Genomic DNA, 19,322 nt, shown 5'->3' on the forward strand with positions numbered 1-19,322 from the left:
AAGGGCTAACGACCCAACACGTCCACTCGCACTTCTACAACTCCTACCCGGGTGTTGGCGATGCGCTGAAATGCGGCTTTGCTGAGGTCTATCACGCGCCCTCGGACAAACGGGCCTCGATCATTGATTCGTACGACAATGCTTTTGCCATTGTCTAGGTTGGTTACCTTGACTCGGGTGCCAAATGGCAGGCGTTTGTGGGCAGCCGTCATGGCGTTTTGGTTAAAGCGCTCGCCACTGGCCGTGGTACGCCCGTGGTATTTGTCTGCGTAATAACTGGCGCCCCCTTCTTCAGAAAAGCCCACGGCATCCTGATGACTAATGGGCCCACTGGAGCAAGCTGACAACATCAGTAACACACCAGACAGACCAACAAACCGAGCAAACATGAGCAACTCCTGCATAAAAGCCAATGATTCTATGTATTTAGCGTCCTAAAACTCTAGCGTTTAAAGCGCTTTTAAAAAAGCTTTACAGGATCGCAACATAAACCTAACCCAATCAACTCGACACCATTGAAGAGCTCGTCTATAAATAATCTCGCATACAGTTTTGGAGGGAGCCCTAATATGCAAATTACTGTGGAAACGACTATAAACGCTAACGTTGAAACCGTCTGGGAAGCTTGGACCAACCCAGCCTTCATTAAACAATGGAATGCAGCATCTAAAGATTGGTGCTGCCCACAAGCTGAAATTGATCTCCACGAAGGTGGCTATTTTAAGTACCGTATGGAGTCACGGGACGGAGCAATGGGCTTTGATTTTGTTGGGCAATTCACCCGTTTAAAGCTGCTCCACACCATTGAATACACCATAGAAGATGGTCGTCATGTAAGCATTCATTTCAAAGAAGATGACCAAGGGGTTCATATCTCTGAGACCTTTGATGCAGAAACTCAGTACTCGGAAGCAGAGCAAAAAGCGGGCTGGCAGGCCATCTTAGACAACTTTAAAAACAACGTCGAATCCGTCCCCCACATCACCCAGTGATCTGAGAGGGACATTGAAGAACCCGTTGGGGGCCTTGACCCGCTTCGGAACACACATCATCTGGGTTCAGCAGTCGGCAGGCTTTTAGGCTTAAGCAGCCACAACCGACGCAACCTGATAAATTGTTCTTCAGGCGTTCAATACGCTCAAGTTTCTGCTGCAAATGCACTTGCCACTTGGTTGCCACCTTATCCCAATCTTTCTTGGTTGCGGTGCGCTCCATGGGCAAGTCGGCCAGCTCTTCTGCCACCTCGTCCAAGGTAAAACCCACCATTTGCGCCACTTGGATTAAAGCAATCCGACGTAACATAGATGAATGAAAACGCCGCTGGTTACCAAAGGTACGACTGGCTCGAATCAATCCCCTTTTTTCGTAAAAGCGCAATGCGGACTGTGCCACACCACTTCTCAAGGCCAACTCACCAATGGTTAGTTGTTTGCTTTCTAAGCATTCCGACATGATAAAGAGAATCCTGAATTTCTTTCTTGACTTAAAGTTAACTTCAACTTTTATACTCGCCCTTCGATGAATGCACAAGTCCTAGAAACCTCATGAGGAAACCCTTCAGCATGCGACGAGATTTGTATTTGGTACTCGGTATTGGCTGCTTATGGATCGTTCAACACCTGAGCGCAGGATGGCTATCACCAAAGGTGCCATCACTTTGGCTGGAAGCAGGAGCCCTGTTTTGTGTTGTCCTCACACTGACTATCATGAGTTATGGGATGGGGTTGAGCACCCGCAGCAATACCCACTGGGGTAAGTTTTTTGTAATTGGCGGATTACAAGCCGCTATTCCTGCAATGCTCCTTTCTTTTGGACACCTGCCTATGGACCAAGCGGTCTCTGCATCCATGTTAGGTGCCATGCCCCTCTATCTCGGAATGCTAGCCCCTATTTTGCTACGCAATGTACCCATTAAGTTAGAAAACTACCTCAGCATTGCACTCGCAATGTTTGTGCTAGTGGCTTTGTTTTACCCAGAATTCATAGGCTCCAATCACTTAAACGGGCTTGTATTCGTCTGTGGGGCGCTGACCACTGCGGTCTCATTTATGCTGATCTTGCTGATTCTAGAATTCATCAAGCAAGAGCATCCGCTCATCATTGCCCGTAACGTTCTTGCCATTGTGCTGGCTCAGTTGTTCTTTATTAGCCTATTGATACGCCCTGACTTATTGGTGGATACCGCGCTTCCCAGTATTTTAGTGCTCCTCAACGATGCGTTAATGATCGCCACAGTTCTCTACTTTATTGGAGCCTTACTACTGCGCCGCTCAAAAAGCTCACCACCTTCCATCACCGGATTTTATTCAATGTTGTGTATTGGCGTTTTCTTCAGTGCCATTCATCATTACCACGCCATCCAACCCACTACTTGGGCGGCTTTGATTGTTATCTGCGCGGCCATGGCGGTGCAGACAGCCATGAGCCAAAGAGACACCAAAACCTGCTTTACAGGCGAGTGCTAACCCCTCGCCTGCTTTTCTTTTAAAGGCTTCTCAGGTAATTTCGTTGACTCCTCTCACTACGCCCAAAGGGATAGGTCATGAAGTTCATACAGAGTAAATCCTTCACTGCAGACAGAGCATGGGGGGCAATGGACATTGCCAATATGAATGGCATCACCACGCGTCTACATTGGACGGATCAGCCCTATAAATGGCACATCAATGATGGTGAAGAAGTCTTTGTGTTATTAGACGGTGTTGTGGATATGCACTTCAAGGAACACGGGGAAGCCAAGGTACAAACTATGACCGTCGGCGACATTTTTTATGCCTCCATTGGCACAGAGCATGTGGCTCATCCTGTTGGGGAAGCCCGCATTCTCGTGATCGAAACGGAAGGTAGCGTTTAACGTCAGGGAATCCAGCAATTTAATGACATTTTTAGTTATAAGCTAAGATGAATTGTGTCTCCCCATATTCCAAAATCTTGCATTTTTCATTCTTGTAATAACTAAATCTTTTAAATAAGCTATCTGTAAATTGAAAACCATTTACATTTAATGTGTTTAAAGGATTCCCATGAAAGCTAAATTAAACGTTATTAAGTCCGTTGCTGGCGCGTTGCTTCTTGGCTCTGCCGTGAATGCAAGCGCCGCTGATCAGACCATCTTGAATACGTCTTACGATATCGCTCGTGAGCTGTTTGCCTCTTACAACCCTGTGTTCCAAAAACACTGGGAAGAAAAGACCGGCAACACCATCGAGATCAAACAATCCCACGCGGGATCATCTAAACAAGCCCGCTCTATCCTGCAAGGCCTACCTGCTGACGTGGTGACATTTAACCAAGTCACTGACGTACAAATCCTGGCAGACCGTGGTGCACTTGTGCCTAAAAACTGGAAAAGCCTGTTGCCAAACAACAGCTCGCCTTACTACTCCACTACGGCGTTCCTAGTGCGTAAAGGCAACCCTAAAAACATCCATGACTGGGGCGATCTAGCCAAAGAAGACGTGGGTCTGGTTTTCCCTAACCCAAAAACCTCTGGTAATGGCCGCTATACTTACCTTGCTGCTTTGGGTTACGCCCAAGATCAGTTTGGTAAAGACGCAACAGACAAGCAAAATGCCTTTTTGAAAACCTTCCTTGGCAACGTGTCTGTATTTGATACCGGCGGCCGTGGTGCAACCACGACTTTCGTAGAGCGCGGCATCGGTGATGTACTCATCACTTTTGAATCAGAAGTAAACAACATCCGTAACCAGTATGGCGCAGACCAGTACGAAGTTGTCGTACCGAAAACGTCTATCCTAGCGGAGTTCCCAGTGGCAGTGGTTGAGCGTAACGCTAAGAAAAACGGTACACTGGACGTCTCTACTGAATATTTGAACTACCTATACAGTGAAGAATCGCAACGCCTACTGGCTGGCTTTAACTACCGTGTTCACAACGAAACAGTCAAAGCTGAAGTTGCGGATCGCTTCCCTGAAGTAAAACTACTAACGGTTGAAGAGATCGCTGGCGGTTGGCCACAAGCGATGTCTGATATCTTTGCTAACGGCAAGCAGCTAGACCAGCTACAACGCCGCTAAGCAGTGAGTAAGAGTGCCAAAGCACTCAAGCTATGTAAGAGCATTGATTAGCCGGGCGCCAAGTACCCGGCTTTCGCGTCTCTAAACTAATATGAGTCATTCGCACATCATTCGCCAAGGAGCGAACCAGCATGTCCACATCATTAAGCGTCGCCAGCGCTAAACCTCGCCATAAGCGAGTCTTGCCTGGCCTCGGTCTCAGCCTCGGCAGCTCGCTGTTTTTCATCAGCTTGATTCTCTTGTTGCCAATGACAGGCTTGATCATGCAAACCGCCGACATGGGGTGGTCTGAATACTGGCGCGTCATTACCGACGAGCGAGTGGTGGCAAGTTACAAAGTAACCATTTGGGCGGCGGTCATTGCCTCCGTTTTCAACGGAGTATTTGGCTTATTGTTGGCTTGGGTGTTAGTGCGTTACGAATTCCCAGGGAAACGTATTTTAGATGCCTTGGTAGATCTTCCCTTTGCACTGCCCACAGCCGTGGCGGGTATTACCTTGGCAACGCTTTATGCACAAAATGGCTGGTACGGCGAGTTCTTAGAGCAATGGGGCATTAAAGTGGCCTATACGCCTCTGGGTATCATAGTCGCCATGTCCTTCACCAGCATTCCTTTTGTGGTGCGTACGGTGCAGCCGATTCTTGAGGAGCTGTCCCCAGAGGAAGAAGAAGCAGGTATTACCTTAGGAGCCTCAGATTGGGCCGTGTTTCGGCGTGTGATCATGCCTTCCCTTTGGCCTGCGTTAGTCACAGGGGTGGCCTTGTCTTTTACCCGCAGTCTGGGCGAATTTGGCGCGGTGATTTTTATCGCGGGCAACATGCCTTACATCAGTGAGATCACGTCACTCATGATCTTTGTCAGTTTGCAGGAGTTTGACTTCCCTGCGGCCAGTGCGATTGCTTCTGTGGTGTTGATCGCGTCCTTAGTATTGCTGTTCGCAATCAATATTTGGCAAGCGCGCTACCTGAAGCGCTTACACGGACGTTAGGAAGGAGTCAGCATCATGTCATCGAAACAGAGACATCAACAGCGAATTGGCGATAGCCCAGCCGTAAAATACACCCTGATTGGCATTACTCTAGTGCTGACCCTGTTACTGTTGGTCGTGCCGTTAGTGAGTATTTTCCAAAAGGCCTTTATTGATGGTTTAGCCGTGTACTGGCAAAGCCTTGCAGAGCCAGACACTCTACATGCCATTGGCTTAACCCTATTCGTGGCATTACTCACCGTGCCCATTAACCTTGTGTTTGGGGTTTTACTGGCTTGGGCGGTGACACGCTTTGAGTTCCCCGGTCGTAAACTGCTGATGACCTTAATGGACATTCCGTTTGCGGTATCTCCGGTGGTCGCGGGTCTTCTGTACTTGTTGCTGTATGGCAGCAATGGCTGGATCGGTGAATGGTTGTTTGAAAATGACTTGCAGCTGATGTTCGCTTGGCCGGGCATTGTCATGGTGACCGTATTCGTCACCTGTCCATTTGTGGCACGGGAACTGATTCCCTTGATGCAACAACAGGGCCGAGAAGACGAAGAAGCCGCCGTGATTTTGGGGGCATCCGGTTGGCAATTATTCCGCCGTGTGACCTTACCCAACATTAAATGGGCCTTGCTCTATGGTGTGATCTTAACCAATGCCCGAGCGGTGGGTGAGTTCGGTGCGGTCTCCGTGGTATCAGGTAACATCCGTGGCGAAACCAACACCTTGCCTCTACATGTGCAGTTATTGTACGAGGATTACCAGGCCACCGCCGCATTTGCCAGCGCATCATTACTGGCGTTAATTGCCTTGATTACCCTGATTTTTAAAGCCTTCGTTGAATGGCGCCAAGAGCGCGCCCAAGAAGCAGAGTCGAAACACTAATAGGTGACAGTATGAGTATTCGCTTAGATAACATCTCAAAAACATTCGGTAAGTTCCAAGCTTTGTCGCCTATGTCTCTTAACATCGACGAAGGCGAAATGATCGGTTTGCTAGGCCCTTCAGGTTCGGGGAAAACCACCCTACTGCGCATTATTGCAGGCTTAGAGGGAGCGGATTCCGGCAACATTAAATTTGGCGAACGTGACGTGACCAACATACATGTACGTGACCGCCATGTGGGCTTTGTATTCCAGAACTATGCTTTGTTTCGCCATATGACGGTGGCTGACAACGTAGCCTTTGGTCTTGAAGTAATGGACAGCAAGCATCGTCCTGACAAAGCTGAGATCCAACGCCGTGTGCGCCATTTGTTAGAAATGGTACAACTTGAGCATCTTGCCAATCGCTTCCCCGCACAACTGTCTGGGGGACAAAAGCAACGTATCGCCTTAGCCCGCGCCCTCGCGACTAAGCCGGATGTTTTGCTATTGGATGAACCTTTTGGTGCCCTAGATGCCAAGGTTCGTAAGGAGCTGCGCCGCTGGTTACGCGGTCTACATGATGAGTTAGGGTTCACTAGCGTGTTCGTTACCCATGACCAAGAAGAAGCCTTAGAGCTATCTGACCGTGTGGTCGTGATGAGTAATGGTCGTATCGAGCAGGTAGATGAACCAGCGGCCCTATACGCTCAGCCAAACAGTCGCTTTGTGTTTGATTTCCTAGGCAATGTGAACGTGTTTGAGGGTCAATTTGAGCAAGGCCGTTGGTACAACGACCAAGCTTGGGTACAAGCCCCAAACAAAGAACAAGCACTTGGCTCAGGCCAATTGTACGTTCGCTCCCACGAGTTGGCCTTACGCAGTGAGCCCACCCAACAGGCCGCGTTGCCCTTAAAGGTTATCGCAGTGAACCCTATCGGTGCGGAAGTGCGGGTAGAGCTCGCGCCTTACGAATGGCAATCGGAGCAGATCTGGGAAGCGGATCTAAGCCATGGGGATTACCATCGCCATCCTGTTAAGCGAGGCGACATTGTTTACGCGGAACCTCAGGCAGGTTACTTCTTCCGCGACGGCGTCGACCAAGCCCCTGAATCACTTCAATGGACACCCGTGCAACAGGGCCTTCACGCCTAGAACCCAGTTCCTAAGTGTGACTCTCTTTGACGAGTGACACTTAGGACAGTCTTCCTTTCGCGCCTTTCTGTTGTATGCTTGGACAGCATGTCACCGTGTCCCTGTAGTCAATCTGAGAATTTATGGCGCTAACAACCAGTAAACGCATCGCCTGGATCGGTATCGCTTGGTGCGTTCTTTCCATCTTTATCGCCATTGGCGTCGGCAAGCTGTCCAAAGACTTGGGCTATCAAGCACTCCATGACGAGGTGTCTGACCGTCTGCTAGCGTCTATTCATCGAGTCCGTGGTGCCCTGAATGCATTCCATTACTTGCCTTTTTTGCTGACCCAGAACGAAGATGTGATTCAACTGGTGGACCAAGCCAGTGGTCTAGAAACCACCGAGCTGGCAGACAAGGTATCCCGATATTTGGAACAAACCAACCTGGTGGCCGGGGCCTCTGGTCTGTTCATCGTCAGCCAAACAGGCCGCACGGTTGCCTACAGTGATTGGCGGGATCAGCAATCCTTGTCTCCCAGTAACTTCGCCCAGTTACCACTCTTTCAGCTGGCAGAACGGGGCGAAGAAGGCCGCTTTTATGAGAATCCACCGCACTCCCAAGCGTTTTATTACCTATCGGCTCCCATCTACAAGCAAACCCAGTTTGTGGGTGCCGCCATCGTTCGTATCGACCTAGAGCAACTGCTGCCGGATTCTCCGCCTGACGAATGGTTTGCCATCAGCGATGACTCCGATGTGATTTTTATCGCCTCACAACCGGAGTGGCTGCGCCAACTTAAACCCAACATTGCCGACCAATCCAGCATTCCCCTATCAAACGGTATTAACGCCAGTCTCTGGACCATTGAGCGACAGCATTTTATCACCCAAAGCGTACGCCTTGATGATCTGGGCTGGACCTTTACCACCCTAGTGTCTGCCCGTTCCAACGAGCGTTATAGCAACATGCTGGCGACCATTACCGTAGCGGTTCTTTGGATCCTTGGAGTGTTAATGCTTTACCTTAGAGAGCGCCAGCTCAAGAAGATCTCACAACAGGAAACCCGCACCGCCTTAGCCCGCAGTGCCGAGCAACAGCGCTATATCATCAGTAACGCGGAAGTGGGTCTGGTCACTTTGAACAAAACCGGCCACATTCGTTTTATTAACCCCAAAGCCGCCCAGCAGTTTAACCTTTCCCCAGAACAGGCCATCGGCCAACCCATTGGCGAGTTATTAACGGATGTCCCCTCATCCTCTGCCCTTGGGCGAGCATTGAGTCAATTTGGCCAAGAACACTTTATCCCTGTGGTGGGAGCAGAAGCTCGAGGGGTACGCCAGCCTGATCAAACCTTCCCTGCCCTGATTTCTTTACGGGTGATTCATCATTTGCCTGAATACGAATACCTTGCAACAGTCGTTGATATCAGCCGCCGAAAACAGCTCGAACAAGCCTTGCTAACAGCCAATGAATCCCTTGAGCAAAAGGTTCAAGAGCGTACCCAAGCTCTCGAAAACGCCCAGCAGGAACTGGTGCAAACCAGCAAAATGGCCGCCCTAGGGCGTATGTCTACCGCCGTAGTCCATGAGTTAAATCAGCCCCTCACAGCCATGCGTACCTATATCGCTATCAGTCGCCAACTGCTTAACGAGCCAGACATGGTGAAGGAAAACCTGACCTTACTGGACGACCTTACTGAACGCATGGCGGTTATCACGTCCCAGCTGAAAACCTTTGCCTACAAAAAACCCGAACACGTGCACCCCGTGTCTCTCAGCACGGCCATTAGTCAAACTCAAATGCTGCTACGCCAGCGCCTAGAGCAAGAAGCGGTGACCCTAGATATCCAAGGAATCAATCCCGAGCACAGTGTACTCGGTGATAATGCCCGAGTAGAGCAAGTCCTAGTCAACTTAGTCAGCAATGCCTGCGATGCGTTAGAAGCGACGCCAGAAAAATGTATCCGTATGGCGTCTCAAGCAACGGTGAATCAGCTCATACTCACTGTAGAAGACAATGGTCCAGGCATCGCCCCCGACCACCAAGAACAATTGTTCGAGCCCTTCTTTACCACCAAGTCCATTGGCAGTGGCTTAGGGCTCGGATTGGCCATTGTTGCGGCCATCATTCGTGATTTAAAGGGCACCATTCGGGTGGATAAGAGCCCTATGGGGGGCGCACGTTTTACCCTAGTATTATCTAGCGCCAACACTATTGATTAGATAAAAAGAGTCACTATGCAAACACATTCACGAGGCACTGTTCTGTTAGTTGATGACGAAGCCATGATCCGGCAAGCCACAGCAAAATGGCTACAAATGGCAGGTTTAGAAGTCATCAGCGCCAGCTCCGCTGAAGAAGCCCTGACACACCTGAGTGAAGAATTCCGAGGCATCTTATTAACCGATGTAAAGATGCCCGGCATGAGTGGATTAGAGCTGATGCAGGTGGCCCACGAACGCATCCGTGACCTTCCGGTAATCTTGATCACAGGCCACGGAGACATCGACATGGCGATCCAAGCCATGCGCGACGGAGCCTATGACTTCATCGAGAAACCCTTTGTCCCAGAGCGCTTAGTAGAAACCCTATTGCGGGCCTGCGAAAAGCGTAGCCTAATGATCGAAAATCTAAGACTGCAAAATGACATCGCCACCCGCTCAGGTCTAGATGGCAAGCTCATCGGCATCTCCCCCGCTATTCAGCGCCTCAAGCGGGAATTACTGGCCTGCGCTGAGATGGATACCAATGTCATCATTTACGGGGAAACAGGCAGCGGTAAAGAGCTGGTCGCCCAGTGCTTGCACGAATTTAGCCATCGCAAACACAAACGCTTTGTCCCCATAAACTGCGGTGCTATTCCGGAACACCTAATCGAAAGCGAGCTATTTGGCCACGAAGCTGGGGCCTTTACTGGCGCAGCAAAACGTCGCATCGGACGCTTTGAGCATGCGGACGGAGGCACCCTGTTTTTGGACGAGATCGAAAGCACGCCTCCCCATTTGCAAATCAAAATACTGCGGGCCTTGCAGGAAGGTCAAATAGAGCGCCTCGGCTCCAATCAGACCATTCCTGTAAATATTCGAGTCATCGCGGCGTCCAAAGCAGACCTGCGGGAAGACGAGAATTTCCGTCAGGATTTGTATTATCGTTTAAACGTGTCCCAACTGTTTCTGCCACCTCTTCGGGAGCGTCCAGAAGATGTGCCTCTATTGTTTATACATTATGTGAATCAAGCGGCCAGTGAGCGGGATCGCACCAGCCGCCAGTTGAGTAGCCAAGATGAGCGCATCCTCCGCAGCCATCAATGGCCCGGGAACGTTCGGGAGCTTAAAAACATTGCCATTCGCTTCGCCCTGGACACCCGTGCAAGCCTTGCGGATTTGATTAATGGCCAGCCCAGCGTACAACCCAATGAAGACATCGAACACAAACCCCTGCCCTTGGCGATCCAAGTAGCGGCTTTTGAAGAAGAAGTGATCAAGCGCGCGTTACAAAGACACCAAGGCAACATCAAAGCGGTGATGGATGAGCTAGATCTGCCTCGTCGAACTCTTAACCAAAAAATGACTAAGTTCGGCCTAAACCGCTCCGACTATGTCTAATGGCGTTGTTCCTCTGAGCAATCGGCAAAATCACGCCGATTGCTCCAAATTCAGGGGAATTACCCCATTAAAACTTGCTTTAACACCCTCCCCATCCGCCAGCCAGTAACAAATGAGCCAATTTTTGCTTATCGAATTTCACGCAATAAGCAAGATTTTGCTCATAAGGATAATAAACTTTCCGCTTAAATAATAAATAAATCCAATTTAATCAAATGGTTATATGATTTATCCAACATTGGCATTGGCTTTGCCTATACTCTCATATGTGAGAGCGAGGACGCTCTTTCAGACTCCTCTGAATAACAACAAAGACAGATAGGAAACCACACAATGAAAATGAGTAAACGCACGCTAATCAAAGCTATGAGCGCCACTTTAATCATGGGTACTGCAGCAGGCACTGTCGGCCTAGCTCAGGCAGCTGACGCCAAGCGCTCCTACGTACTTGCGACGGCTTCTACAGGTGGTACGTTTTACCCAGTGGGTGTCGCCCTAGCCACTCTCACCAAAGTAAAACTTGAACCAACCATCGGCATGTCCATCTCTGCCATCAACTCAGCAGGCTCTGGCGAAAACATCAAACTGATGCGTGAGGACGAAGCTCAGCTTTCAATCCTTCAAGGTCTTTACGGCGCTTGGGCATGGGAAGGGGAAGGCCGCATGGCCAACGAAGGTCCACAAAAGAACCTGCGCTCCATCACCATGTTGTGGCAAAACGTTGAGCAGTTCGTTGTGAAATCCGACTACGTTAAATCTGGCACCATCACGGATATGAACAACCTTGCCAGCGAAAAATTCTCTATCGGTACGAAAAACTCAGGGACAGAAGGCTCTGGTCTAACCCTACTGAACAACATGGACATAGCGGTCGATGACCTAGACATGGCTTACATGGGGTATGCGGCGTCTGCTGATGCTCTTCAAAACGGCACCATCGACGGCATGAACATTCCTTCTGGTGTCCCAACTAGCGCCATTACTCGTGCCTACGCAGCCCTAGGTAACGACATCACAGTATTGGATTTCTCTGACGAGCAAATCGCTCAAGCCAATGGCAACTACCAGTTGTGGACACGCTTTGAGATCCCTGCCAATACTTACCCAGGCCAAACGAAGGCGATCAACACCATCGCACAGCCTAACTTCCTAGCCGTACGTGACGACATGTCTGAAGAGGACGTGTACCAACTCACTAAAACCATCTACGAAAACCTACCGTTCCTAAACGGCATTCACAAAGCAACCAAAGCCATGTCGATTGAAAAAGCCATCGCTGGTTTACCAGTACCACTTCACCCAGGTGCTGCCCGTTACTACCGTGAAGCCGGTCTGACTATCCCTGCTCACCTTATTACTGAGTAAGCTAGCCAGCATTAAACGGAACTTGCGTTAAGAGGGGCTTCTGGCCCCTCTCATTCCCTGCCAATTGGCAATTGATTCACTCACATCTGTGAGTCTTAACACTTATGACAGGTTGTTGATTATGTCTGAGACGACTCAGGGCACCCACGATCAAGAAATGGAAGACAAGCTCAAAGGCTTGGAACTTGCCCAACGGGAAGAGACCTCCACCACAGGACGCTTTATTTACTGGGCTGGAGTACTGTTCGCCCTTGCGCATATTTATTTCAATACCATTGGTACCATGTCAGAGCTTTGGGTGTCAGCCATTCACTTCAGCGGCTTTGCCTTAATTTGTGCGTTAATGGTGCCAGGATTTAAGGTTGCCAGTCAGTCTGGTCAACGGTGGGTATTGGCCTTTGATATCTGTATTGGCTTACTCGCCATTGGCACCACCATCTACCTGATGTTGTTTGAAGACGCTCTTTATGATCGAGGTGTGACCTTTATCACCAGCGATTGGGTGGTCTCTTTCATCGCCATTGCCATTGCCCTAGAGCTCACTCGACGTACCACGGGCTGGTTTATCCCCACTATGATTTTGGTGGCACTTACCTATGTATTTTGGTGGGGGCCTTATATCGATGGCATCTTTGGTTTTGCTGGCCTGAGCCTTGAGACGGTTATGTTCCGTTCTTACTTCTCTTCAGAGGGGATGTTTGGCTCCATTGCCCGTATCTCATGGACTTACGTGTTCATGTTTATCTTGTTCGGTGCTTTCTTGGTTAAATCTGGTGCTGGTGATTTCATCATTGAATTGTCACGTTGTGCTGCGGGCCGTTTTGTAGGCGGTCCGGGGTTCGTTGCGGTATTAGGCTCTGGGTTGATGGGCTCAGTGTCGGGTTCATCCGTTGCCAACACGGTATCCACTGGGGTGATCACCATTCCTATGATGCGTAAAGCAGGCTTTCCAGCACGTTTCTCTGCTGGGGTAGAAGCGGCCGCTTCTACCGGTGGGCAATTGATGCCGCCTGTTATGGGGGCCGGTGCCTTCATCATGGCCTCTTACACCCAGATCCCATACGTTGAGATCATTGCTGTTTCAACCTTGCCTGCACTGCTCTACTTTATGTCAGTCGGCTTTTATGTGCGGGTCGAAGCCATGCGCTCCCACGCCCATGCAGTGGAGCTTGAGAGCCGCAGCTTCGGTGAAGTGTTTAAAGAAGGCTGGCACTTCCTATTACCCTTAGCGGTATTGGTTGCCTTACTCATCTATGGCTTCACCCCAACTTACGCGGCGGGCATTTCCATCCTGGCAGTAATTGTGTCTTCTTGGTTGTCGAAGAATCCAATGAAACCAAGAGACATCCTAGACGCCTTAGCACAGGGCTCCCGTAATATGGCCACCACCGCCATTTTGCTCATCGCGGTCGGACTTGTGGTCAACGTGGTAGCCATGACAGGCATAGGTAACACCTTCTCCTTGATGGTATCCGAGTGGTCCAATGGCAGCCTATTGATCATGTTGGCCTTAGTAGCGTTAGCGTCTTTGATCTTAGGTATGGGGCTTCCTGTAACGGCGGCTTACATCGTCTTGGCAACCCTGTCTGCCCCTGCTCTGTACAACCTGATTGCCGAGTCCCATTTGATCAGCCTTGTGGTGGCGGGCAATTTGCCTGAAGAAGCCAAGGTCATCTTTATGTTGATTGACCCAGAAAAATACGCGCTGCTGTCCATGCCCATGAGCCAAGCCGATGCCACCGCCTTGATTGCTCAAGTACCACCGGATTTCCGTGGTCAATTACTTGAACAAGCGGTAGACCCAACGGTCTTGAGCGCAGCACTGCTGTCAGCACATATGATCATTTTCTGGTTATCTCAAGACTCTAACGTAACGCCTCCGGTCTGTTTGACGGCCTTTGCCGCCGCAGCGATTGCGAAAACCCCGCCGATGGCAACGGGCTTTACTGCTTGGAAAATCGCAAAAGGTTTGTACATAGTGCCACTGCTATTAGCCTACACCAACTTCATCGGTGGCGAAGCCCAAGACGTGTTACGTATCTTCGTATTCGCCTTGTTTGGCATCTATGCCTTTGTGGGCTTTATGGAAGGGTATTTAGAAGGCCCACTGAATATCTTGATGCGCTTACTGTCCGGTGTTGCGGCCTTGCTTATGCTTTGGCCACATCACAATATTCTCATCGACAGTGCTGGTTTGGTGTTGTTTATTGGTCTGTTTATTCTCAGCCGCAAACGCCGCCAAGCAATCGCCTAAAAAGGCCACACAAAAAAAGGGAGCTGATTAGCTCCCTTTTTTATGTTCGCTTCACGACAACCATTACAACTGGGTCAGTACCTTTAAATGGCTAAACACAGCCCGACCTAAGGCATCAGCGTTATAACCACCTTCCAACACAGAAATAATACGACCTTGGCTATGGCGAGCCGCCACATCCATGAGCTTTTCCGTTAGCCAAACAATGTCACTTTCCCGCAGGCGCAACTGCCCCATGGGGTCCTCTGCTAACCCATCAAACCCAGCTGAAATCATAATCAATTCTGGCGCAAAGGCTTCAAGTTTTTCGAATAACTCTGCCTCGTAGGCACGACGAAAATCTTCCCCTTTGGAGCCCTTTTCTAATGGCATGTGAACAATATTGTCATGGGATGCGCCGGGGTCTGGGTAGGGAAACAATGGGTATTGATAACTGGAGGCGTACAGCACATTGGGACTGGCTTGAAAGATGTTTTCGGTACCATTGCCATGGTGTACATCAAAATCAATGATGGCGATGCGCTGCACCCCATATTGATTGAGGGCATGTCGCGCCCCCACAGCAATGTTGTTAAACAAACAAAAGCCCATGGCACGGTCGTACTCCGCATGGTGACCCGGGGGACGTACCGAACAGAAGGCATTTTCCACTTCCCCAGACATGACCATATCGACCGCTTGTACCACGGCACCAGAGGCCCGCAGAGCAGCATCTAGGGTATTTGGCATCATTAATGTTTCTTGATCCAATTCCACATGGCCCTCTGCTGGCGCCTTAGCAAAAATAGACGCCACATAATCAGGATCGTGGGTGTCATTGAGTTGCTCTAAGGTCACCTCTTGGGCTTCACGCCAGCGTAGGAAGTCCATCAGTTGCCCTGCGATGAGTCGGTTCTGAATCGCTTCTAAACGTTCTGGTGATTCTGGGTGGTCGGCTCCCAGTTGATGCGCTTCGCACAAGGGATGCGTCACATAGGCAGTGGTCATTAGCAGGTCCGATTGTCTAAACTGTTCACCCAGATCAAGGGTGTCTGTTATTGTTATTCAATGTCGATTGATACAAGGCTACTATGTATCTAGGCTTCAACAAAGCCTGTCAGTCATATGAAGCCACACATCCATATCAGCAGCCTATCCGACATTGGTCTAGACTGCTAAAGAAACTGTGCATTCTCTGTCGTTGAGCGAAGGCCCTATCGCCGAGACGTTCGCTACAGGCTACTCAGGGAGACACTTGCATGCCCCAACACGCTCTGCAACCTTTGCTGGCGCCATCTTCCATCTTAGTCTTCACGGGGGAAGATGGCCAAAGTCCGCTGCTCTTGGCAGTGCTTCGCGCCCTGTCCTATGGTGGGCGCCGTGGCGTGACGACCCTTTTGGGCGTGCGTCCAGACGACGCTGTGGGCACTTTGCCGTTTGACCATATCAAGCACTTGAATGACATACAAAAAACGCCAGACCTAGCCATATTAGCGGGGGAAACTAACACCCCTTTGGTCTCCCTCATTGAACAATGCGGCGACGCAGGTATTGCTGCTTTATTAGTCTTAACGGGCACCCATGAATCACCAGATGACATCCAAAAAGCCGCCCGCCAGCACAACGTTCGCTTAATGGGCCCCAACAGTTTTGGTATTTGCCGCCCTAAACAAGGCTTCTCTGCATGGCTTGGCCTTACTCAGCCATTAGCGGGACGCCTTGCCCTCTTGTCTCAATCAGGCACAGTGGCCAGCGCTCTTGTGGACTGGGCCACTTGGCAGGGTATTGGCTTTTCACAGGTGGTGTCCATGGGCAGTCCGGTGGATGTGATGCCATCCCAAATACTCGACTTCCTATCTAACGACTTCGAGAGCCAATCCATCTTGATGTACTTACAAAAGATTGGCTCCACCACACGCTTTTTGAGCAGTTTGCGTGCGGCCAGCCGATCCAAACCCGTGGCCGTGGTCACCGAACACAATGTAGGGGCCGATCCTCGCGTATTAGACGCAGCCCTAAGTCGAACAGGCGCGGTACGTGGTCGTCGGTTAAATGATTTAGTCGCTGCAGCATCGGTCATGACCAATGCTCGACGGGTCAAAGGCGGCTCTCTAATGGTCATTGGCAACGGGGCTGGCCCAGGGGAACTCGCCGCCCAGCGGGCAGAAGAGCTCAACGTCAGCTTGTTGACCCCCAGCGAGTCACTGCGAAACCAGCTTGAAACCACTATGGCAGGCCGTGGCAGCGTTGGCCGCATTACCACTGCTTGGGCCAGCTGTGACGCAGATTTGTTTGTGGAGCTGGCGAACACCGCACTGCAGGATAAAGAATGTGGTGCCGTTCTGTTAATGCTCAGTCCCACCGCCCTGATCAACATTGCCTCCTTGTACGATCAAGTCCTCCAACTCCATAAGAAGCAAAAGAAGCTGGTAATGGTATGTATGCTAGGGGGCGGGCACATGGTGGCCATGCGCACACGCATTAACGAGGCAGGTATCCCTACGTTTAGAACCCCAGAAGCGGCCATTGAAGGTTTCCAATTCCTCGAGCAATTCCAGCGCAACCAGCTACTCGCAAAGCAAACACCTGATAGCCACGCTTTCCGATTTAACATTGATGTGGCTGCCGCCAGAGCCCAGCTAAAAGACTTGATCAAAGCAGGGAACACTTCCCCCAGTGCTGAAGATTTAAAGGGCGTTTTTGACTTATTCAACTTCCGTTTAATCGCTCGTCGCCAAGCCAACTATGTGCTGCAAGCGCCCATACATCTACGTGCCTTTCGAGACCCCGTATTTGGGCCAGCGATTGGCTTGTCTTTGGAAGGGGCAAACCAGTGGCACCACCAAACGGAAGCCGTCGCCCTACCGCCCTTGAACACCATCTTGGCGAAAGATTTGATCCACCGGGCCTTTCCCTCGGTGGAAGAATCCTTCGAGCTGGAAGACCTACTGCGCAGCTTCTCCACCATGGTGTGCGAGCTACCGGAATTTGAAAGCCTGTCCTTGGCGGATGTGCGGATCCATGACAGCGGCAGTATCTTTGCGGATGTGAGCGCCACATTAAAAAGCTGCCCTAAGCTGAAGCGCTACGAACACTTGGCGATCCAGCCTTACCCTCGCCAATGGGTCAAGCAAGTCACCTTGAAAGATGGCCAAGACATTACGCTACGGCCCATCTTGCCACGGGATTCATACATGATGGCGGATTTCGTTAAGAATCTGTCCCATGAAAGTCGCTATTTCCGCTTTATCGCCAATATTTCAGAGCTGACACCACGAATGATCTCCAGCTTGTCCCACATTGATTACGACCGAGAAATGGCCCTTATCGCGGTAGGAGAACAAGACGGACAACCTCAACTCATGGGAGCGGCACGCTTCAGCGACAATTTTGATGACAGCAGCTGTGAATTTGCTGTTGTCATTGGAGATGAACACCAAGGACAAGGACTGGCCGCCTTATTGATGCGCCGCCTCTTCTTAGTGGCGCACTTCAAAGGCATCAAAGAAATGAAAGGCACTGTGCTGGCACAAAACAAGCGCATGATCGATTTCTGCCGCCGCATTGGCTTCACCATCAAGCGAGACCCAGACGACATTAGTCTTGTCACCGCTTACGTGCGCTTAACACCTAAGTTCATCGACGGGGTCAAAGACGCCCTGAAAAAATCCTCCGCCCACAAAAAAGCCGACTGACCCGATAGGGACGTCGGCTTTAGCATGGCTAACTGACGATTACTTCAAATTGTCAGGACCAAATGAAAACGGCAACAGCTCGTTCATGGAAAGGGTTTTACGGACACCTTCTGGAGAACAGATATGGATCTGGGTATGTTCGTCAGCAAACTCACGAATCCTCTGACGACAACCACCGCAAGGCGTCACCAACTCCACACCCTTGCCCATCACATAGATCTGACGGATTCGATGCTCGCCACCCATCACCATAGCGGAAATGGCCCCTGCTTCTGCGCAAGTGCCTTCTGGGTAAGACGCATTCTCCACATTACAGCCAGAGAACACCGCTCCCGATTCCGTCTCAATCACCGCACCCACCTGAAATTTAGAGTAAGGCACATAGGCCCTACTCATAGCTTGCTCGCTCAGCTGGAGCCAGTCGTCATGATTCGACATTAGGCACGTTCCTTCACATACGGCTTACCGATGGCTTTTGGTCCCACCGCTTTACCGATAAAGCCCGCCAACAAGAGCACCGTCAGCACGTATGGCAAGACTTCAATCGCCTGAACCGGCACTTCCCCGATACCCGGCAAAGACACACCTTGTAAGCGCACCGCTACGGCATCCAAGAAACCAAACAACAGACAAGCAAACAGCACAGGCACTGGACGCCACTTACCAAAGATCAAAGCAGCCAAGGCCATGTAGCCTTTACCGGCACTCATATCCTTCAAGAAGCCTGCGTTGTGAGCAGTGGACAAGTAAGCCCCTGCGATACCACACAAGACACCACAGATGATCAAAGCGCGGTAACGCACCAGCGCCACCGAGATACCTGCGGTATCCACCGCATGAGGGTTTTCCCCCACGGCACGCAAACGCAAGCCAAAACGTGTTTTAAACACCACCCAATAAGTGGTTGGCACCATGGCAAAGGCCAAGTACACCAAAATATTATGACCGCTCAGCAATTCAGAATAGATTAGGCCAATCACAGGCACGTCTGCTAATTGCTCCGCAAACGGAAAGATAATCGGGGTAAAACGCGCGTCACCAGTAAGAGCTGGAGTCTGACCACCTTGGTTAAACCAATCCAGACCTAAGGTCACAGTTAACCCTGCCACTATGGTGTTAATCGCCACACCAGACACGATGTGATCACCACGGTGAGTAATACAAGCAAAGCCGTGAATCAGCGCCAAAAACACCGATGCGGCAATCGCGAACAATAGCCCTAGCCATGCAGAACCAAATACAGCGGCTGCGGCTGCGGCAGCAAACGCCCCCGCCAACATCTTGCCTTCAAGACCGATATCAACGATACCAGAGCGCTCTGAAAACAAGCCAGCTAAGGCCGCCAAAATCAAGGGTGTCGATACGCGTAAGGTCGCATCGAGAATCAGTATTAATGTTTCAAACATACCG

The 19,322-nt window shown here is 50.4% G+C and carries 17 protein-coding genes; 12 read left to right on the forward strand and 5 right to left on the reverse strand.

Features of this window, described 5'->3' with window-relative positions; genetic code table 11:
- Positions 1 to 5: 5 nt before the first annotated feature.
- The gene (locus ACFQ45_RS08395; protein ID WP_377366613.1) at positions 6 to 389 is read right to left on the reverse strand and encodes a septal ring lytic transglycosylase RlpA family protein; all 384 of its coding nucleotides are present in this window, start codon (positions 387 to 389) and stop codon (positions 6 to 8) included.
- Between the two features lie 180 nt (positions 390 to 569).
- Between ACFQ45_RS08395 and ACFQ45_RS08400 the strand changes: the two genes are divergently transcribed.
- Positions 570 to 992, forward strand: coding sequence for an SRPBCC domain-containing protein (locus ACFQ45_RS08400; RefSeq protein ID WP_377366615.1), 423 nt, complete (start codon positions 570 to 572; stop codon positions 990 to 992).
- Here the strand turns inward: ACFQ45_RS08400 and soxR are convergent.
- Positions 982 to 1,452, reverse strand: a complete 471-nt coding sequence (gene soxR / locus ACFQ45_RS08405) for a redox-sensitive transcriptional activator SoxR (protein WP_377366617.1) — start codon at positions 1,450 to 1,452, stop codon at positions 982 to 984. The genes ACFQ45_RS08400 and soxR overlap by 11 nt on opposite strands.
- A 110-nt stretch (positions 1,453 to 1,562) precedes the next feature.
- Between soxR and ACFQ45_RS08410 the strand changes: the two genes are divergently transcribed.
- The 10 genes from ACFQ45_RS08410 to ACFQ45_RS08455 all read left to right on the forward strand — a co-directional run bounded on the left by ACFQ45_RS08410 (position 1,563) and on the right by ACFQ45_RS08455 (position 14,238).
- Positions 1,563 to 2,465, forward strand: a complete 903-nt coding sequence (locus ACFQ45_RS08410) for a hypothetical protein (RefSeq protein ID WP_377366619.1) — start codon at positions 1,563 to 1,565, stop codon at positions 2,463 to 2,465.
- Positions 2,466 to 2,542: 77 nt separating this feature from the next.
- Positions 2,543 to 2,854: a cupin domain-containing protein gene (locus ACFQ45_RS08415; protein WP_377366621.1), complete on the forward strand. Its 312-nt coding sequence runs from the start codon at positions 2,543 to 2,545 to the stop codon at positions 2,852 to 2,854.
- A 169-nt stretch (positions 2,855 to 3,023) separates the two neighbouring features.
- The gene (gene cysP / locus ACFQ45_RS08420; RefSeq protein WP_377366623.1) at positions 3,024 to 4,037 is read left to right on the forward strand and encodes a thiosulfate ABC transporter substrate-binding protein CysP; all 1,014 of its coding nucleotides are present in this window, start codon (positions 3,024 to 3,026) and stop codon (positions 4,035 to 4,037) included.
- Positions 4,038 to 4,168: 131 nt separating this feature from the next.
- A complete protein-coding gene (cysT, locus tag ACFQ45_RS08425) occupies positions 4,169 to 5,026 on the forward strand; it encodes a sulfate/thiosulfate ABC transporter permease CysT (protein WP_377366625.1) in 858 nt (285 codons plus the stop codon).
- Between the two features lie 15 nt (positions 5,027 to 5,041).
- Positions 5,042 to 5,899, forward strand: coding sequence for a sulfate ABC transporter permease subunit CysW (gene cysW, locus ACFQ45_RS08430; RefSeq protein WP_377366627.1), 858 nt, complete (start codon positions 5,042 to 5,044; stop codon positions 5,897 to 5,899).
- 11 nt (positions 5,900 to 5,910) lie between these two features.
- The gene (locus ACFQ45_RS08435) at positions 5,911 to 7,032 is read left to right on the forward strand and encodes a sulfate/molybdate ABC transporter ATP-binding protein (protein ID WP_377366629.1); all 1,122 of its coding nucleotides are present in this window, start codon (positions 5,911 to 5,913) and stop codon (positions 7,030 to 7,032) included.
- Positions 7,033 to 7,154: 122 nt separating this feature from the next.
- On the forward strand, positions 7,155 to 9,236 hold the full coding sequence (locus tag ACFQ45_RS08440; protein WP_377366631.1) for a sensor histidine kinase: 2,082 nt from the start codon (positions 7,155 to 7,157) through the stop codon (positions 9,234 to 9,236).
- A gap of 15 nt (positions 9,237 to 9,251) precedes the next feature.
- Positions 9,252 to 10,619: a sigma-54-dependent transcriptional regulator gene (locus ACFQ45_RS08445; protein ID WP_377366632.1), complete on the forward strand. Its 1,368-nt coding sequence runs from the start codon at positions 9,252 to 9,254 to the stop codon at positions 10,617 to 10,619.
- Positions 10,620 to 10,952: 333 nt separating this feature from the next.
- Positions 10,953 to 11,984 carry a TAXI family TRAP transporter solute-binding subunit gene (locus tag ACFQ45_RS08450; RefSeq protein ID WP_377366634.1) on the forward strand — a complete coding sequence of 344 codons (1,032 nt, stop codon included), beginning with the start codon at positions 10,953 to 10,955 and terminating at the stop codon, positions 11,982 to 11,984.
- 121 nt (positions 11,985 to 12,105) lie between these two features.
- Positions 12,106 to 14,238 carry a TRAP transporter permease gene (locus tag ACFQ45_RS08455; protein ID WP_377366636.1) on the forward strand — a complete coding sequence of 711 codons (2,133 nt, stop codon included), beginning with the start codon at positions 12,106 to 12,108 and terminating at the stop codon, positions 14,236 to 14,238.
- Between the two features lie 63 nt (positions 14,239 to 14,301).
- Here ACFQ45_RS08455 and ACFQ45_RS08460 read toward each other — a convergent pair whose 3' ends face one another.
- Complete coding sequence (locus tag ACFQ45_RS08460) at positions 14,302 to 15,225, reverse strand: histone deacetylase family protein (protein ID WP_377366638.1); 924 nt, start codon at positions 15,223 to 15,225, stop codon at positions 14,302 to 14,304.
- Positions 15,226 to 15,476: 251 nt separating this feature from the next.
- Between ACFQ45_RS08460 and ACFQ45_RS08465 the strand changes: the two genes are divergently transcribed.
- Complete coding sequence (locus ACFQ45_RS08465) at positions 15,477 to 17,912, forward strand: bifunctional acetate--CoA ligase family protein/GNAT family N-acetyltransferase (RefSeq protein ID WP_377366640.1); 2,436 nt, start codon at positions 15,477 to 15,479, stop codon at positions 17,910 to 17,912.
- 39 nt (positions 17,913 to 17,951) lie between these two features.
- On the opposite strand, the gene cdd is transcribed toward ACFQ45_RS08465, so the two are convergent.
- Together cdd and ACFQ45_RS08475 are read right to left on the reverse strand one after the other, a co-directional pair.
- Positions 17,952 to 18,350 carry a cytidine deaminase gene (gene cdd / locus ACFQ45_RS08470; protein WP_377366641.1) on the reverse strand — a complete coding sequence of 133 codons (399 nt, stop codon included), beginning with the start codon at positions 18,348 to 18,350 and terminating at the stop codon, positions 17,952 to 17,954.
- Positions 18,350 to 19,318 (reverse strand): ABC transporter permease, encoded by a 969-nt coding sequence (locus ACFQ45_RS08475; protein WP_377366643.1) that lies wholly within the window; start codon positions 19,316 to 19,318, stop codon positions 18,350 to 18,352. Before ACFQ45_RS08475 ends, cdd begins: the two co-directional genes overlap by 1 nt.
- Between the last annotated feature and the right edge of the window lie 4 nt (positions 19,319 to 19,322).

The organism is Rhodanobacter aciditrophus (assembly GCF_042679525.1).
In the GTDB taxonomy this organism is placed as follows: Bacteria; Pseudomonadota; Gammaproteobacteria; order Pseudomonadales; family Marinomonadaceae; genus Marinomonas; species Marinomonas aciditrophus.

Excerpts from the sequence above, each read along its gene's own strand:
- ACFQ45_RS08395 (WP_377366613.1), bottom strand. The coding sequence starts at position 389 with ATGTTTGCTCGGTTTGTTGGTCTGTCTGGTGTGTTACTGATGTTGTCA.
- ACFQ45_RS08400 (WP_377366615.1), top strand. The coding sequence starts at position 570 with ATGCAAATTACTGTGGAAACGACTATAAACGCTAACGTTGAAACCGTC.
- soxR (WP_377366617.1), bottom strand. The coding sequence starts at position 1,452 with ATGTCGGAATGCTTAGAAAGCAAACAACTAACCATTGGTGAGTTGGCC.
- ACFQ45_RS08410 (WP_377366619.1), top strand. The coding sequence starts at position 1,563 with ATGCGACGAGATTTGTATTTGGTACTCGGTATTGGCTGCTTATGGATC.
- ACFQ45_RS08415 (WP_377366621.1), top strand. The coding sequence starts at position 2,543 with ATGAAGTTCATACAGAGTAAATCCTTCACTGCAGACAGAGCATGGGGG.
- cysP (WP_377366623.1), top strand. The coding sequence starts at position 3,024 with ATGAAAGCTAAATTAAACGTTATTAAGTCCGTTGCTGGCGCGTTGCTT.
- cysT (WP_377366625.1), top strand. The coding sequence starts at position 4,169 with ATGTCCACATCATTAAGCGTCGCCAGCGCTAAACCTCGCCATAAGCGA.
- cysW (WP_377366627.1), top strand. The coding sequence starts at position 5,042 with ATGTCATCGAAACAGAGACATCAACAGCGAATTGGCGATAGCCCAGCC.
- ACFQ45_RS08435 (WP_377366629.1), top strand. The coding sequence starts at position 5,911 with ATGAGTATTCGCTTAGATAACATCTCAAAAACATTCGGTAAGTTCCAA.
- ACFQ45_RS08440 (WP_377366631.1), top strand. The coding sequence starts at position 7,155 with ATGGCGCTAACAACCAGTAAACGCATCGCCTGGATCGGTATCGCTTGG.
- ACFQ45_RS08445 (WP_377366632.1), top strand. The coding sequence starts at position 9,252 with ATGCAAACACATTCACGAGGCACTGTTCTGTTAGTTGATGACGAAGCC.
- ACFQ45_RS08450 (WP_377366634.1), top strand. The coding sequence starts at position 10,953 with ATGAAAATGAGTAAACGCACGCTAATCAAAGCTATGAGCGCCACTTTA.
- ACFQ45_RS08455 (WP_377366636.1), top strand. The coding sequence starts at position 12,106 with ATGTCTGAGACGACTCAGGGCACCCACGATCAAGAAATGGAAGACAAG.
- ACFQ45_RS08460 (WP_377366638.1), bottom strand. The coding sequence starts at position 15,225 with ATGACCACTGCCTATGTGACGCATCCCTTGTGCGAAGCGCATCAACTG.
- ACFQ45_RS08465 (WP_377366640.1), top strand. The coding sequence starts at position 15,477 with ATGCCCCAACACGCTCTGCAACCTTTGCTGGCGCCATCTTCCATCTTA.
- cdd (WP_377366641.1), bottom strand. The coding sequence starts at position 18,350 with ATGTCGAATCATGACGACTGGCTCCAGCTGAGCGAGCAAGCTATGAGT.
- ACFQ45_RS08475 (WP_377366643.1), bottom strand. The coding sequence starts at position 19,318 with ATGTTTGAAACATTAATACTGATTCTCGATGCGACCTTACGCGTATCG.